This window comes from Paenibacillus sp. MCAF9, assembly GCF_052114265.1.
GTDB lineage: Bacteria > Bacillota > Bacilli > Paenibacillales > Paenibacillaceae > Pristimantibacillus.
The window spans coordinates 80,918-96,050 of the sequence record NZ_JBFREL010000021.1 but is presented as its reverse complement, the minus strand read 5'-3'; the positions used below and the strand labels follow the sequence as shown (position 1 = coordinate 96,050).

Annotated in this window: 15 protein-coding genes; 9 read left to right on the top strand and 6 right to left on the bottom strand. The window is 42.3% G+C overall.

Features of this window, described 5'->3' with window-relative positions; all coding sequences use genetic code 11:
* Positions 1-638: 638 nt before the first annotated feature.
* The 5 genes from AB4Z45_RS24170 to AB4Z45_RS24150 all read left to right on the top strand — a co-directional run bounded on the left by AB4Z45_RS24170 (position 639) and on the right by AB4Z45_RS24150 (position 4,495).
* On the top strand, positions 639-1,034 hold the full coding sequence (locus tag AB4Z45_RS24170; RefSeq protein WP_441912149.1) for a hypothetical protein: 396 nt from the start codon (positions 639-641) through the stop codon (positions 1,032-1,034).
* Between the two features lie 57 nt (positions 1,035-1,091).
* Positions 1,092-1,544 carry a hypothetical protein gene (locus AB4Z45_RS24165; protein ID WP_441912148.1) on the top strand — a complete coding sequence of 151 codons (453 nt, stop codon included), beginning with the start codon at positions 1,092-1,094 and terminating at the stop codon, positions 1,542-1,544.
* 45 nt (positions 1,545-1,589) lie between these two features.
* Complete coding sequence (locus AB4Z45_RS24160; protein WP_441912147.1) at positions 1,590-2,042, top strand: hypothetical protein; 453 nt, start codon at positions 1,590-1,592, stop codon at positions 2,040-2,042.
* An 86-nt stretch (positions 2,043-2,128) separates the two neighbouring features.
* Positions 2,129-3,370, top strand: a complete 1,242-nt coding sequence (locus AB4Z45_RS24155) for a sialidase family protein (RefSeq protein ID WP_441912145.1) — start codon at positions 2,129-2,131, stop codon at positions 3,368-3,370.
* 213 nt (positions 3,371-3,583) lie between these two features.
* Positions 3,584-4,495, top strand: a complete 912-nt coding sequence (locus tag AB4Z45_RS24150; RefSeq protein WP_441912143.1) for an NAD-dependent epimerase/dehydratase family protein — start codon at positions 3,584-3,586, stop codon at positions 4,493-4,495.
* A gap of 60 nt (positions 4,496-4,555) precedes the next feature.
* Here AB4Z45_RS24150 and AB4Z45_RS24145 read toward each other — a convergent pair whose 3' ends face one another.
* Positions 4,556-5,194, bottom strand: a complete 639-nt coding sequence (locus tag AB4Z45_RS24145; RefSeq protein ID WP_441912141.1) for a class I SAM-dependent methyltransferase — start codon at positions 5,192-5,194, stop codon at positions 4,556-4,558.
* Positions 5,195-5,378: 184 nt separating this feature from the next.
* Between AB4Z45_RS24145 and AB4Z45_RS24140 the strand changes: the two genes are divergently transcribed.
* From AB4Z45_RS24140 to AB4Z45_RS24130, 3 genes are read left to right on the top strand one after another with little or no spacing between them, the layout of a single operon-like run.
* Complete coding sequence (locus AB4Z45_RS24140; protein WP_441912140.1) at positions 5,379-5,837, top strand: hypothetical protein; 459 nt, start codon at positions 5,379-5,381, stop codon at positions 5,835-5,837.
* 26 nt (positions 5,838-5,863) lie between these two features.
* Positions 5,864-6,313: a hypothetical protein gene (locus tag AB4Z45_RS24135; protein WP_441912138.1), complete on the top strand. Its 450-nt coding sequence runs from the start codon at positions 5,864-5,866 to the stop codon at positions 6,311-6,313.
* A 44-nt stretch (positions 6,314-6,357) separates the two neighbouring features.
* Positions 6,358-6,816 (top strand): hypothetical protein, encoded by a 459-nt coding sequence (locus AB4Z45_RS24130; RefSeq protein WP_441912136.1) that lies wholly within the window; start codon positions 6,358-6,360, stop codon positions 6,814-6,816.
* 84 nt (positions 6,817-6,900) lie between these two features.
* Here the strand turns inward: AB4Z45_RS24130 and AB4Z45_RS24125 are convergent, their stop codons facing one another.
* Genes AB4Z45_RS24125 through AB4Z45_RS24105 form a run of 5 tightly spaced genes read right to left on the bottom strand, consistent with a single transcriptional unit; the run spans position 6,901 to position 13,029 of the window.
* Positions 6,901-8,136, bottom strand: a complete 1,236-nt coding sequence (locus AB4Z45_RS24125; RefSeq protein WP_441912135.1) for a sialidase family protein — start codon at positions 8,134-8,136, stop codon at positions 6,901-6,903.
* A gap of 27 nt (positions 8,137-8,163) precedes the next feature.
* A complete protein-coding gene (locus AB4Z45_RS24120; protein WP_441912133.1) occupies positions 8,164-9,522 on the bottom strand; it encodes a glycosyltransferase family 4 protein in 1,359 nt (452 codons plus the stop codon).
* Positions 9,519-10,739 (bottom strand): glycosyltransferase family 4 protein, encoded by a 1,221-nt coding sequence (locus tag AB4Z45_RS24115; RefSeq protein ID WP_441912131.1) that lies wholly within the window; start codon positions 10,737-10,739, stop codon positions 9,519-9,521. Before AB4Z45_RS24115 ends, AB4Z45_RS24120 begins: the two co-directional genes overlap by 4 nt.
* Before the next feature lie 34 nt (positions 10,740-10,773).
* The gene (locus AB4Z45_RS24110) at positions 10,774-11,736 is read right to left on the bottom strand and encodes an NAD-dependent epimerase/dehydratase family protein (RefSeq protein ID WP_441912129.1); all 963 of its coding nucleotides are present in this window, start codon (positions 11,734-11,736) and stop codon (positions 10,774-10,776) included.
* Positions 11,737-11,751: 15 nt separating this feature from the next.
* Positions 11,752-13,029, bottom strand: coding sequence for a nucleotide sugar dehydrogenase (locus AB4Z45_RS24105; protein ID WP_441912128.1), 1,278 nt, complete (start codon positions 13,027-13,029; stop codon positions 11,752-11,754).
* A gap of 266 nt (positions 13,030-13,295) precedes the next feature.
* Between AB4Z45_RS24105 and AB4Z45_RS24100 the strand changes: the two genes are divergently transcribed.
* Entirely contained in the window at positions 13,296-14,714 is a 1,419-nt protein-coding gene (locus AB4Z45_RS24100; RefSeq protein ID WP_441912126.1) for a glycosyltransferase family 4 protein, read from the top strand.
* The last annotated feature ends 419 nt before the right edge of the window (positions 14,715-15,133 follow it).

Below are 15,133 nucleotides of genomic sequence, written 5' to 3'. Positions count from 1 at the left end.
TATATTGAATGTACATAGAAACCTTCCTTTCGAAGATGGTTGGGTGGTACCTCCATTTTACCAAAGGTTGGTTTCTTTGTTTTTTACAGATTTCAAAACTTTGAAGAGGGTGCCTCTAAAGCCTATGGCTTTTGGGACACCCTCATTTTACTTTTCTGATCTATCGTTCCCATCATTTCTCCAATTACACTTTTCCATTCAATCATCCACCGACCACAAGTTAGTAGTTGTATCTACTTTCGAGACTGACCCTTATTTTCACTTATGATTTCGAAATTGTCTTCTATAATCAGTCGGTCCAAATTCAGCATATTTTTTAAATTCTTCTTTTAAATAGAGAACATTCGAATATCCAATACATGACGAAAGTGAACTCATAGGGATGTTCCTCTCAGAAAATTGTACTATTGTATCGGGGTTTTTGTACATTTCTTTCAAAATAGTTTGAATATAGTGGAATGGTAGTAGATTTCAACTGAAAGGAGATGTCTGAATGTGAAGGTGTAACGGTTGTTGTACCTATCATCATAATCGGACAAGTCATTAAGGCTAGTATCATAATAAAGGAGATGTCGCTCATGTTAAATATCCTTGATTTTGAATTTGAAGAGGTCCCTATCGGAGGAGGGTCTTTGCCCTTGGCTGTAAATGCAGGGGCTTTCGAACTGCCACTAACTGAAATTTGGCTTAGTGTCACCGGCTCTAATCAGTATATCTTCATGTACTCTACCATTGGATGGCAAGCACAAATCACCACTACGTCTATTGCTCCCGAGCTTGTCTTCCGCATTCGGCGCGGCGGATTTGGAACGAATTCTCCGATTGTGTTTCAAACATCGGATTCTGCTTTGCTAATTGGAAACACGGCTATCAGTATGAATATTGGAATGACTACAGCATTTGATCACACGGAGCTCCCACCAACGTCAGTAATAGGAGTAGCACAACAATATTTCTTAACCGTTCAGAATATAGGAGTTGGCAATGCTTCCATTGTCGGTCCTGTAAATTTAACAGGGTTTGTATTAGGATAATTGAAGAATACAGCCAATGAAACCACCATAGTCTACAATAGAGGAGTTGTGATTTAAATGCTCAATATCCTTGACTTCGACAAGGAAGAAATTCCAATTGGTTCAGGGTCGCTCCCTTTAAATTTAACCCCAGGCCCCGAACTTGCCTTGACTTCAATATTTCTCAATATTTCCAGCACAAACGTCAACTTATTAATATCTGCTACCGTAGGATGGGAAGTACAGCTGCTGAATCAAACCATCATACCTGAACTCATCTTCCGAATTCGCAGTGGAGGTTCGGGATCGAGCTCCCCCATCGTCTTTCAGATACAAGATTCTCAGTATTTACCGGACTTCCAACAATTCATTATGCCTATCAACTTTAATACTTCATTTGATCATTCTGAGAATCCTAGCCCATCAATCGTAGGTAGTTATCAACAGTATTATTTGACTGTTCAACAAATTGGCATCGGAAATGTATCAATTATTGGTCCTGTCAATTTAACTGGCATGATTCTCGGTTAAAAGCAGGTTCACCGATGTAATCTGAAAAAAGTGAGGAATAGACCTATGCCAAGTATTTTGCAATATGCTACACAGGAAGTTCCCGCAGGCGGCGGATCGTTGCCCCTAGGACTAACGCAGGGGGTTGAGATTCATTTAACGTCAATATGGTTAACAGCCACAAGCTCAACGAACCAGCTTCAATTCTGGGGAAATGTCGGTTGGGCGTTACAACTTCTCAATCAGGCTGTATCTCCCCAACTAACTTTCCGTATTCGTACGGGAGGATTCAGCCCAACAGATCCTATCGTATTTCAAACCACGGACTCCGAGCTATTTCCTGGTAACATGGGCTTTATAACTCAGGTATCATTTAACACTTCCTTCACTCATACGCAAGTACCAAATCCAACGTTAATTGGTGTCGCTGTACCCTACTTTTTGACCGTTTCCTATTTTGGCCTCGGAAACGTGGCCATTACCGGACCAATAAACCTTACAGGGCAAGTTCTAGGATAATAGAAGAAAACAACTTGTTCCTACAGTTTGTAGGTGACAAGTTGTTTTTCTCCATATATAAAATCTACCATGAGGAGGACATCTATTTGACGAACATACCGGTTACTATGGGTGCGCAATCACAGCAAGAGCCTTCCATAACCGTTAATACTTTGAACAACTTAACCGTCATTGTTACATCTAGCAGCATTTCTACAGGAACTTCCAGAATCAATGTATATGTGTCGCAGGATGGCGGGAATACGTACCCCTCCACTTTGACGCTGCCATTGCCCCCTGGTTTTACTACCCAAGGCAATGCTATTGGCACCTATGGATATCGTAATACTTTTATGATAGCCTGTACCGAGCTGAACCTTAATCCGGTCATGGATTCCTCCATCGCCGTCTATACTTCTAAAGATAATGGCGTTACTTTCTCCGCCCCGGTCATTACATGTGAAGGCTTTGGCCAGCAAATATATAATGATAAACCCTTCATTCAACTCGATAACTCTAACGGAAGTCCTTATCTCGGTCTGGCACATGTTGGCTTTACACGATATTATGACAATTTCGCCACCTCAGGCACTTTTTATCAACGTTCTCTCGATCTAGGACAAACGTGGTCGATTCCCATTCTCTTGTCAAATCAAACGACAGGAACCGCCGTATTCGGCACGAATGTAGCAATAGGACCAACGGGACAGGTCTATGTAGCATGGGCGCAGTATGCACCAGGTAATCCTCAATTCCTCATTCGACGATCCGATGATGGAGGTGCGACCTTTAATCCGATTGTTGTAGTATCGAATATTTCCCTCGTCCCAAGTCCCCTTCCCGTACCCGGATTCGCTTTCCGCGTCTTGACCAGCGCCTTTCTTGCGGTAGATATTTCGGCCAATCTCGGCCAAGGAATACTATACGCCGTTTGGCAAGGTTATCAGACTGGTTTTTCGCACATCTACTTATCGAGGTCAACCGATCAAGGAAATACTTGGTCGACACCGATTCAAGTGGATGACAGCCCCACTGGTACGCAAAATTTTTATCCGAATATTGCGGTTTCTCATAGTACGGGACTCATCCAAATTGTGTATTACACTAATCGCGTCGACTCCAGTATGCTTGATGTTTATGGCACAACTTCAGGAGATGCAGGCGCCACTTTTGCTGTTAATACCCGCCTATCAGACACTTCATTTGATCCTAACGCAGATCCGAGCTATGGGGAGCCTTGTACGTCTTTAGGCGACTATATTGATGTTGCATTCTCATATCCCGACAGACAGATTACGGTATGGACAGGCATGATCAACAACATACAAAATATTATTTCAAACCTATAACCTAAATAAGCTATTTGCATTAGCTGGAATCTTGGTACCCGGAGCAACGTTCATAATACCGGCAGGTTTGTCATCCACATGGAGGGGCGTAATATATGCCGCTCCATTATTATTTCTGCTGTCAAATTGGCTATAACCTAAGGTATGAATACATATTCCAATCCCTTTTTTATGCATATGATGAATCAAAACGTCATAGTGGGGAGTTGTGTTATGAAAGCTTTGGTTACAGGAGGTGCAGGTTTTATTGGTTCCCATCTTACAGATATGCTTATCGATAATGGTGATGAGGTACACATTATCGACAATCTTACAACTGGATCAATAAAAAATGTAAATCCTGCAGCAACATTGCATATTGAAGATATAAACAGCGATTCATCTTCTCAAATCATTCAAACAGTTAAGCCGGATGTTGTGTTTCATATGGCAGCTCAGGTTGATGTTCAACGGTCGATAGCCGACCCTGCATTCGACGCTAACGTAAATATCGTTGGTACCGTGCGGCTTATTCATGCTTGCAAGCAAGCTGGCACAGGTAAAATCATTTTCTCCTCTACTTCGGCCGTATATGGTGTCTCAAAAAAAGAACGTGCATCGGAGGATGCATTACCTTCTCCGATTTCCTATTATGGTTTATCCAAACATGCAAGCGAGTGCTATATTCGACTGTTTCATGAATTGAACGGCATTAACTACACGATATTACGTTATAGCAACGTATACGGTCCTCGTCAAACTGCAAAAGGTGAAGGTGGCGTTATTGCCATATTTATGAGCAACCTGCATAAGGGGCTTCCACTTTTTGTGCATGGCAGCGGCAATCAGAATCGCGATTTTATTTATGTGCAAGATGTTGTCGAGGCAAATATAGCTGCGAGCCGTCAAGGGAATCAAGAAACGATCAACATAAGTACAGCCTTGCCTACTTCGATTAATAACTTAGTGCATAGGTTAAATATGATTCACGGCTCAGCCATAGATGTTGCACATGGCCCAGAGCGGCCAGGTGATATTATGGACAGCTGTCTCGATAATTTGAAAGCTGAACAACTATTGGGTTGGCGGCCGAAAGTTAGCTTAATCGAAGGATTAACACAAACATATGAGTATTACCGTAAATAATAGGCTAAAGCGGCGATCGTTTCTCGGCATTCAGCCAAGAATCGATCGCCTCTTTTTTATTCATTTCATGGCAACAAGAACCGTTGTAAAACCATCCTCACGGCCTATAATAAGCTCATACGTCTCATTATCTTGTGTACATACCTGTACAATACGAAAACCACAATCCGTCAACAAGCTAGACAATTCATTAGGTCGATAATGGCGATAATGGTGAGGATTCACACCTCCAAGAAAGTATGGGTTATTCAAATGTGGAATAACCTTTTCATTAGGCGCTGAGATAAGAAGAATGCCGTTTACGTTAAGAGAATCATAAAGCTTCAGAACAAATGATCGATCATCCTTCATATGCTCAACGGTTTCGAAGCAGGTAATGACATCGAACTTTTGGATAGGAAGTTCTTCCCGAAACGATCCAGACAAGTCGCTTTTCACATAGACAGTATTGTCGCAGTAGAAATGGTCAATCGCCCAATTTAATGCATGATCCGATCGATCCACCCCAACAGCAAGTATACAAGCTGAGTTTTTAGCCACGTAATGAGTGCCATACCCCGAGCCGCAAGCAGCATCCAATACAAAATCTCCACTGCGAATAAAGTTCAATGCAAAATGATATCGATAATGATGATCCATCATAACATCATTAAAAGAAGTCGCATACATTCGTTCCATCTTCGTAATTTCGTCATCCATATCCTTTCCTCCAATAACCAAAAGAATCGAACCTGCTAGTCTATTTAATTACTCCGCTTGAGAGTATTGTTTCACTGCTATTAAAATCAAACTTTTGAACAGGTACATCTATCCGTGTCAGCAATTCGAAACTATGAATCTACTATAATGTATTATTCAATTGAACGAGAAAGGAGATACGCAAATGGCTCAATTGATTGATTTTGCTTCGCAAGAAGTTCTTATCGGCCAAATGTCGCTTCCTCTTAATTTACCAGTTGGTACAGAAGTTCTGCTCACTTCAATCTTTCTTAATATCGCCAATGCCAATGTGCAAGTAGAACTGACTGCTACGGTCGGCTGGGAAGCTCAACTATCTCTGCTGCCCCTTGTTCCTGAAGTCACCTTCCGTATCCGGCGTGGTGGATCCACCCCAGCTAGCACACTCATCTTTCAGACTACAGATTCTGTTTTTCTCGGAGCTGGCAATTTAATACCGATATTGACTTCAGACTTGACTACATCCTTTCAGCGTTCCAACACTCCTGATACTCCTGCAATTGCGGGAACTTATCAACAGTATTTTTTAACGGCACAACTGAGCGGCACGGGCGGGGCGACAATTAATGGACCCGTTACATTATTAGGAACAATTATCGGGTAAATAACGATTAAAAAGGAGTTGATAGTATGGCATTTTTGGTGGATTTTGCATCTCAAGAAGTGCAGCAAAACACACAGTCATTACCTTTATTGCTTGCTGCCGGTACCGAAACGTTATTAACATCCGTATTTCTTAATGTCACGAGCACAAGCAATAAATTAGTATTACAAGCTACGGTCGGTTGGCAAGCTGAATTACTTTTGCTTCCGATTGTACCTAAACTCACATTCCGCATCCGACGCGGGGGGTCTACGGTGGCATTCCCTGAGGTCTATCAAACAACAGATTCGGAATTTTTAGGCACAGGCGGGTTAACCACGAACATCATAACAACAACATTAAATCACGTAGAATCACCTGATCAAAGCCTTGTCGGCACGTTTCAACAATACTTTTTAACTGTACAAAGCAATGGGATAGGAACAATTACAGTTGTTGGTCCGGTTACGTTAATTGGTTCAACGATTGGCTTCTAAATATCAGGATTATTTATTATGCACATGGAAAGGAGTTGATAGCTATGGCTGTAATCATTAACGACTATCAGTATCAAGAAGTTCCGGCTGGAACGGGGTCTCTTCCCCTTACCATTTCTCCCGGTTCGGAGTTACTGCTCACTTCTATCTTTCTTCAAATTACGAGTATAAACAACCGGATCGAATTAAAAGCAACCATCGGCTGGGAGGCGCAATTGCTCATCCTGAATATCGTACCGAAACTGCTCTTTCGCATTCGACGCGGTGGAACGAGTGCCCCTGCGACGGTTGTCTTCCAAACGACTGATTCCGCATTTTTAGGAACCGCAAGTGAAGGTCCTTGGGTACCGCTCGATTTTACGACTTCGTTCCAACACACCGAGACGGCTATTCCTGCTATCGTTGGCACATTCCAGCAATATGCATTGACCGTTGAACATATCGGTCAAAACGTTGCTACTATTACCGGTCCAGTTCATCTGGACGGTACAGTCCTTCTATAAACCAATAGGTTGATACCCTTTCGTTTCGATATTAAGCAGCATGGCGAATTGATTTTCGGTGAGCTGAAAATCAATTCGCTATTTTTAAATATCTTCAAAAATGTTCTGTGATCCCGTTCGCGTGTCCATCCAGACAATGATTGATGAGCCAGTTGCTTTTACAATTAGGTCGTTATAATCACCTATCGACGGTGTCGGGGTTCCTATTGACGGATCCGCATTCGGATCGAAGGAGACGCTTGTCACGCGAAGGTTAGGCGCAAACGAAGAGCCGGCATTGTTTGACTCCGCTAAAAAAACATCCAATAATGAGCTGCTGACACGGTTCGTATAGTACATCACCTTCACCCCGCCATTATCACGCGATACCGTTAAATTGGGTAAAAAGTTTTGCGTTCCTGCCGGGCTATCATCTACTTGAATTGGCGTTGACCATGACATGCCTTTGTCAGTCGACCGAGAGAGGAATATGTGTGAAGAACCGGTGCGGTTGTCTTGCCAGACGGCATAGACGATGCCTTCTCCGTTAAATGGCGAGATATCGACGGCCAAGTAAGCAATTGTCAATACACGAAAACCAAAGGTTGGTACTGGGAGAGGGGTAGGGACTAGTGAGACTGTCGATATGGAAATAATAGGGCCGTACGTCACTCCCCCATCGTCTGATCTGCGCATAAGAAATTGCGGCGTACCAGGCCCATATTGCATCCACCCGGCATAAATTTCACCTGCAGGTCCAATGGCGACACTCGCGCCAAAATTCGATACATTTTGAACTTGATTTGTTAATAGAAAGGGTGTAGACCAAGTCAGCCCTTGATCAAGTGATCGAGTAATCATAGTTTCCGAGCTTTTAAAATTGTTGAAATAACGTGTAAATGCAATATATGCTTGACCCAGATACGGACTACCATTCGACGTATCCATGCATATCAAAGGCTTATCGTTATATACAGCAGTACCAAATCCTCGATTTACAATAATTGGACTTGAAAAAGAGGCACCATTGTCTGTCGAGCGGTACACGATAATGGACGAGTCCTGTACCGGGTTCACATTTAAAGCTGTTGCAGCAACAAGAAACAGATTAGGATAACCGAATGCAGCTACAGCATCACCTGATGCCGCGAACCCGATTGGAGGAGCCATCAGCATCTGGGTGTATGAAGTCCCGCCATTGATGGATTGGTAGATCGTCGTCATGTTATTTCCCGATCGCAAATCATTCGTTGTCACGATGACTGTAGATTGATCCAGTGAATTCAGAGCGATGGAAGGTTCTTGTTGCGGGCCTGATGGAGTTATTTGTATATTTGCCATGAAATCTCTCCTTTCAATTCGTTATTTTTATTTTTCTTGATACAGAACGGAACCAACAATATGATCATCAACAATTGAAAAGGAATGAGGGATATGCATATTGTACGTTTCTCGCAGCGTAGCGCTTATCCACGCACCATGCCTTCCAGCATGCTTTGGAGGATGGCTTATTTTTCGCACACGCTTCTTATTTAAAAGCTCTTTATAGAGACGTGTGGTCAACTGCTCCATTGTTTTAAGGGACCAATGCTTCATTCCCCACTTGTAGCCGTTAGCAGCCAGCTTACTGCGAAGCTTATGATCCTCAAGCAGTACATTCAAGCAATATGACAATTCGTCACTATTCCCTGCTTTTGCTACTAGACCCGTATGATAATGCTTCACCATTTCTGGAATGCCGCCAGCATTGGAAACAACGAGCGGCTTTTGAGCAATTTGCGCTTCCATGACCGTAAACGGATGATTATCATTCAAGCTTGCGAGCACGACGATATCAGATTGATTAATCAATGACGGGACGTCGTTTCTGCTGCCCGTAAATATAACGTGACTAACTAAGCCCAAGCGGTTTGCTTTCAACTCTAACTCTGACCGAAGGTTTCCGTCACCAATGAATAAGCATATCCAATCATTTCTTATTTGTTTGAGTTTATAAAGAGCATCTAGTAAACAGCTGTGCCCTTTCACTTTATCGAACCGCGCCGGACAAACGATGACATTCTCAGCATCAGGTATCATTAAGCTGGAGATTTCATTCATTCGTTGCAAATAAAGCTCTACGTTCATCCCATACGGGATAACCTCCATATGCTGGGAAGGTACCACATATCCAACGAGCGTATCATGAAGCCATTTGGTCGGAACAATAGCCAAATCGCTTGAGGTTGCTCCATAATATTCCCGAGCGCATGCATATTTCCAAATCGAATCGGACGGCATTTTTCCTTCGAGCGATATCGAGAAGTCCGTTGCAAGGCACCCATGGATTGTACTTATTAAAGGTATCTCTTCCGGTTTAATTTGCCATATTGCCCGGGAAGAAATAACATCCTGCGTATGAATCAAATCATATTTTCCTAGTCCAAAATAAGCTGCGGCAATCGCATAAGAGCAGAATTCAATTTCCTCTTCAACGATCCAAGGATCAATTTGCGATTGATAAGGAGCATAAATCGCTCTTATTTCTCCTTCGATGAGTTGCTTGAAGAGCCCTTTCTCTACCCGCTGGCCAGTATTAACCATATAATAGCTTTGCTCATCCGGATGCCTAGCGAACACATCCACCTCGTGGCCCAGTTGCTCCAAGCTCGTTTTTAAATCTTGAATATAGACCCAAACTCCTCCGACATGCGGGAGCAACCAGTACGTAGCAAGCAGTATTTTCAATTTACACCACCTCGCTTAACTTGAAGTGCCTTTGCGTACAGCCGCACAGTCCGATCGCTCATCGTATCCAAAGACCACTCTTTTAGTCCATAAGATCTGGCTTTATTGGCCAGTCGTTTCCCAAGAGAATGATCATTGAATAATTCGGAAATTTGTCTGCATAACAAATCCGCTCTTCCAGCTGGAACTAATAAACCGTTCTTTCCATGAGATATCATTTCCGGAATTCCTCCTACTGCTGAAGCAATGATCGGTTTTCCGGCTACTTGGGATTCCATGACTGTAAAAGGCAAATTATCATGAATACTTGGCACTACAACATAATCCGCTTCCTTTAGCAGAGCCGACATATCGTTCCGATGCCCAAGAAACTGGACATGCTGCTGAAGATTATACTGGATCTTCGCTTGTTCAAGGCTTTCGCGCAGAGGTCCGTCTCCGATCAACCAACAAACCCAATCCGAACGCTCCTGTAGAAGCAATGAAAGTGCATGCAATAAAACGTCATGGCCCTTCACCTGATCTAAGCGTGCCGGACAGGCCAGAAGCTTCACCCTGTCCGGTTTAGAGACAGTCAATCCATTTGTGGATTTACGCAAAAAAGATAACGTATCGAATCCGTATGGGATGACATCCATTTGTTTATCATGCATATGCCCAGTCGACTCATACTGTTGCTTAAGCCATTTTGAAGGGAAAATATTCCAATCCGCTACCATGCTTCCATAATAATCAAGTGCATTGCCCCATTGCTCTGCCTTAGTATCGTCAGAAATAATACCTTGATGTTTCCACTCAACCGCCAATTTCCCGTGAAGGGTTACAATGAGGGGAGTACTACGCGGTTTTATTTCAGATACACCGATTGCAGAGATGACATCTTGCGCATGAATTAGATCATAATCTTTTAATGAAAACTCGGATAATGCTTGCCTGAAAGCGATTCGCTCACCTTCCATTGCTGCCAGCCATGAATTGTAGTTCAGTGATTTCTCATTGAACCGAATTCCGATTTGCTGCATGATCGGAGCCAAAACCGCTTGCTTATCAATTGACTTACCTTTATCTACAATGTGGTAATTGAGTCCAGTTTCATTATGCGAGAGGATATCGACCTCATATCCCCTTGCTTCGAGTCCTTTCCTGAGTGCCAATACATAAGTGGATACTCCGCCTGTATAGGGTACACACCAATAGGATACAAGTGCAATTTTCATCCGTCACTCCTCTTTCGACCAAATGGAATTGTACTCACATATGATTTCGATACCAGTCTATTGTTTTCAAAAGACCTTCTTCCAGCTTCATGGAAGGTTTGTAGCTGAGCAAAGTTTGTGAGCGTGTCAAATCCGGTTCTCTTGCCGGTATATCCTCATAACCCGATCCATATGCTTCATCATACGTTTTGGACACAATCGAAGATGTCGAATCGCTAAGCTTAACAATGAGTGTTGCAAGCTCACCAATCGTAATAGAGCGGTTCGTACCGATATTGAATGCAAGTCCGTTAGCTTCCGGCTTGAGTGCTGCTAAAGTCCCAGAGATCGTATCCTCTACATAAGTGAAACAACGTTTTTGAAACCCATCTCCATAAACCTCAAGTAGCTCTCCCTTCAAAGCTGCCTTAATGAATTGTGCTACAACACCGCCATATTGCGAATTTGTTTGCCTAGGTCCGTATGCGTTGAAATACCGAAGCACGGTAACTGGCAGTCCCTTTTGGGCATAAGCAAAGCACATATGCTCATCCAGCGACTTCGCCGTTGCATAGCACCAACGATGAACAGATGGGGCACCATAGATACGTCCGGACATTTCGTGAAAAGGCAGCTCCTCATTTTTTCCATATATTTCGGATGTTGAAGCAAAAATGACTTTGACATGGCGCGGATATGCTAATTCAAGTACATTGCGTGTACCGTCAATGTTGCCTTCTATAACTTTAATGGGATCATCTACCGTATTTTTAACGCCTAGAACAGCCGCTAAGTGGTAAACAACATCAGCTTTGGCAATCAATTTCTTCATCACCACTCGATCCATTACTGAGCCTTGGATAAGTGTGTGACGTTTATGGTTTTGGAGATGAGATAAAAATTCCGGCCGCCCATTCGAGAAATCATCTATTGTCCAAACGGTGTGGCCTTCCTCCAGCAAACGCTCAACTAAATGTGAGCCGATAAAACCTGCGCCACCAGTTACTACTATTTTCATTGAAATCCCCCCCTTTTAAAGTAAGATGACGTTTTTACGGTCTGCGACTTTGCTTGTAGCATTGCGTGTATCTATAACAACAGGTGTGTGTTTCACAAATAGCTCGTAAGGAATATTCGAATGATCCGTTAAAATTAACGTACAATCAATATTTCTCATATTTCGTGCCGTAAGCGGGACTGCATGAAGCACCGTTTCGCCAATTTTCAGTTCATTTACATACGGGTCAAAATAATCTACCTTAACTCCTGATTCTAGCAGTTGCTCTATAATGTGCAGCGCGATGGACTCTCGCATATCATTTACATCTTTCTTATACGTAACCCCGATGACAAGCACATTGCATTCGTTTAGCTCTTTAGGACGCAATGTCTTTGCAACTCGTTCTACTATTAAACTAGGCATATCCTCATTTACCTGACGGCAAAGCTCAATAAAAGGCAGATCAATATGGTGTTCCCTCGACTTCCACAACAAGTATAATGGGTCAACCGGTATACAATGTCCGCCAACGCCAGGACCTGGATAATATTTCGTAAAACCATATGGCTTTGTACCTGCTGCCTCGATCACTTCCCATAGGCTTATATCCAGCTCCTCGCATATCTTCAACAGACTGTTCATAAAGGAGATATTCAAATAACGCTGACTGTTCTCGAGCAGCTTCGTCATTTCGGCAACGCGCGGTGAAGACACAACGACCATGCGTTTAAACACTGCTTCATATACTTCCTTGGCATACGATGTGCATGATGGCGTTACGCCTCCGACAACTTTGGGGATATGCTCCAATTCCCATTTCGAACCGGGATCAATTCGTTCTGGTGAATATGCGAGCGAAATTTCTCTGCCTACTAGGAGACCAGTGGATTCTAAAATCGGCTTAAGCAGCTCCTCACAAGTTCCCGGGTACGTAGAACTTTCCAATACAATGAGTTGCCCTCTTCGCAAATGTGGAAGCAAATTTTGTGCAGCTCCAATCACATATTTCAAATCAGGTTGATCATGATCATCTAGCGGCGTAGGCACACAAATGATTATGACATCGACTTTCTCGATGACATTGAAGGTAGTCCCAACATGAAAACTATTTTTACTGAAAAGATTTCGAATTTCGTTTTTTTTATAGTCAGACAAATAGGATTGACGCTTGTTTAACATATTGATTTTTCGTTCATCAGTATCAATGCCATAAACCGTATTTCCTTTCTCAAGAAACAACTCAGCCAATGGCAATCCAACGTACCCTAGCCCAATAATACCAATTTTATAATTAGTAGCATGCTCTTTCACTCTCTCAACTCCTTTGACTAATCTTCTAGCATCATACGAAAATTAATCAAAATCGCATTAGATAAAAGTCTATATTTTACAGAAATAGTAGAATGTCACGAAGTTTATAAGATTTTGAGGATATTGAATTATACCGATTGGATGCAATTATTGATTGACAATCGCCTGTAATGATACGAGAGAAAAATAGGTGGATGTGCGTTAACATTATTGTAATAGACTCATATGATAGTGGAATGACAGACAAATTGACCGGAGGGGAACAAATGCGAATACTAATCGCCTGCAGCTGGTCTCTACCTCATGCAGGTGGCGTAAATACGTATGTCAATCAGTTGTCAAAAGGATTACAGCTCGCAGGGCATCACGTAGATATATTCTCCCCGACGCCGGATGGACAGGGATTCCATGTCCCAGGAAAAAGCTTTTTCATTGATAAAAGCAAACTAACATCTCTTATTGCCGATCAGACTAGTCTCTATATGAATCATTATTTGCCCGGAACTGATCCATGGATAACTAGCACCGAAATTGAGCGGTATTGTATTGAAGCAGCTGCCTTGTACTTCGACTTATCCGATTATGACATTATCCATGCACAGGACATTGTTAGCGCACATGCGTTGTCACGTGTTAAATCTCCTAAAACTCCTTTAGTAACGACAATTCATGGCTGTCTCACCAAAGAGTGGTTTGTTAAGTTGAAAGAATTGGGGTTACTGGAACAAGACACAAATACCCCGCTTTGGCACTATTCGGCCATACGTGAAAATTTGGGTGCAACCGTCAGTGATGTAACAATCTCGCCCTCGCAGTGGTTAAAAGATGTTTTAGTAAATGAATTTTCTGTTCCAGAACATAGTATTACAGTCAGCCATTATGGTTTTGACATTGACGAGTTTCTTCAAAACATGAATCGAGAATCAAATGTTACAAGACCTGCTGAAAAGAAAGTATTTATGTGCCCTGCTCGCTTTGATGTTGTGAAAGGTCAAATCCATCTCATCTATGCACTAGCCAAACTAAAAGAAGAACGTACGGATTGGATTTTTTGGTTCGTAGGAGATGGTTTTCTTCGTGAAGAAATAACGCAAACTGCCAATAATCTCGGTCTTACTGATCACGTTATCTTTATGGGAAACCGCGAGGATGTTCCTGAATTGCTTCGACAAGCTGATTTTGTCGTCCTGCCCAGCATGCAGGATAACCAGCCATTTGCCATTATCGAAGCACAAATTGCAGGCAAGCCAGTCATCACCTCAGACGCTGGAGGTATTCCAGAAATGGTAACCCACTCATCGACTGGACTTGTATTTCATGCTGGAGATAGAGATCAGCTGTTTCATTGCTTAAGATCAGCCTTAGATGAAGATGATTCAACATCACTGATTGAGCTGGCAAATCATGCAAAGAGATGGGGAGAGGAACATTGGTCATTGCATGCGATGACTGAACGTGTCGTCGATTTGTATAATCTCGCGAAAAGCAAGCATCCAGAAATCGATAACGGAATTAGTTTGCAACCTTTACAACCTACACAAATTATACAACCTATACAACCTGTTCAACGGAAGAAAAAGAAAGGAAGAAGTAAATGGCGCATCTTACGAAGAAGAAGATATCTAATCGCATTAAAAATAAGAAAACGAAAAAACAGAAAAAGAAGACTCGCAAAAAGAAGATAATTAAACGAGTGCTTAAAAAAGCACGTCGAAAATCAATACTTTTTAACCTGAGAACACCAGAATTGCTAACTGCTCATAATTTACAGCAGATGATCGATTCCAAATTCTCATCAGCCCATGATATTGAACAAAAAAACATTTGGAATCGTATTCTTCAATTAATGCCTATTGGATACACAATTCCCGATATGAGCATTGTGCAACCGCTTATGAATAAGCGTATAAATTAAGATTCTAAATATAAGTAATTTCTTATTAGAATTAAGAATAGTTGCTGATAGATCGTATGAGCAGACTGCCCTTTAGCTTAATAGAAACAAGGAGCAGCTACCGTAGTAGCTGCTCCTTGCTCTATTTAACCCGTGTAGTTTGGCAACCATTCCGTACAAGTATCTGCACGTAATTGCAGCTCATTATAC

Bases quoted from the DNA above. Each gene is read 5' to 3' on its own strand.
- AB4Z45_RS24125 (WP_441912135.1), bottom strand. From the start codon at position 8,136: ATGGCAAATATACAAATAACTCCATCAGGCCCGCAACAAGAACCTTCC.
- AB4Z45_RS24115 (WP_441912131.1), bottom strand. From the start codon at position 10,739: ATGAAAATTGCACTTGTATCCTATTGGTGTGTACCCTATACAGGCGGA.
- AB4Z45_RS24130 (WP_441912136.1), top strand. From the start codon at position 6,358: ATGGCTGTAATCATTAACGACTATCAGTATCAAGAAGTTCCGGCTGGA.
- AB4Z45_RS24110 (WP_441912129.1), bottom strand. From the start codon at position 11,736: ATGAAAATAGTAGTAACTGGTGGCGCAGGTTTTATCGGCTCACATTTA.
- AB4Z45_RS24160 (WP_441912147.1), top strand. From the start codon at position 1,590: ATGCCAAGTATTTTGCAATATGCTACACAGGAAGTTCCCGCAGGCGGC.
- AB4Z45_RS24165 (WP_441912148.1), top strand. From the start codon at position 1,092: ATGCTCAATATCCTTGACTTCGACAAGGAAGAAATTCCAATTGGTTCA.
- AB4Z45_RS24135 (WP_441912138.1), top strand. From the start codon at position 5,864: ATGGCATTTTTGGTGGATTTTGCATCTCAAGAAGTGCAGCAAAACACA.
- AB4Z45_RS24150 (WP_441912143.1), top strand. From the start codon at position 3,584: ATGAAAGCTTTGGTTACAGGAGGTGCAGGTTTTATTGGTTCCCATCTT.
- AB4Z45_RS24140 (WP_441912140.1), top strand. From the start codon at position 5,379: ATGGCTCAATTGATTGATTTTGCTTCGCAAGAAGTTCTTATCGGCCAA.
- AB4Z45_RS24145 (WP_441912141.1), bottom strand. From the start codon at position 5,194: ATGGATGACGAAATTACGAAGATGGAACGAATGTATGCGACTTCTTTT.
- AB4Z45_RS24100 (WP_441912126.1), top strand. From the start codon at position 13,296: ATGCGAATACTAATCGCCTGCAGCTGGTCTCTACCTCATGCAGGTGGC.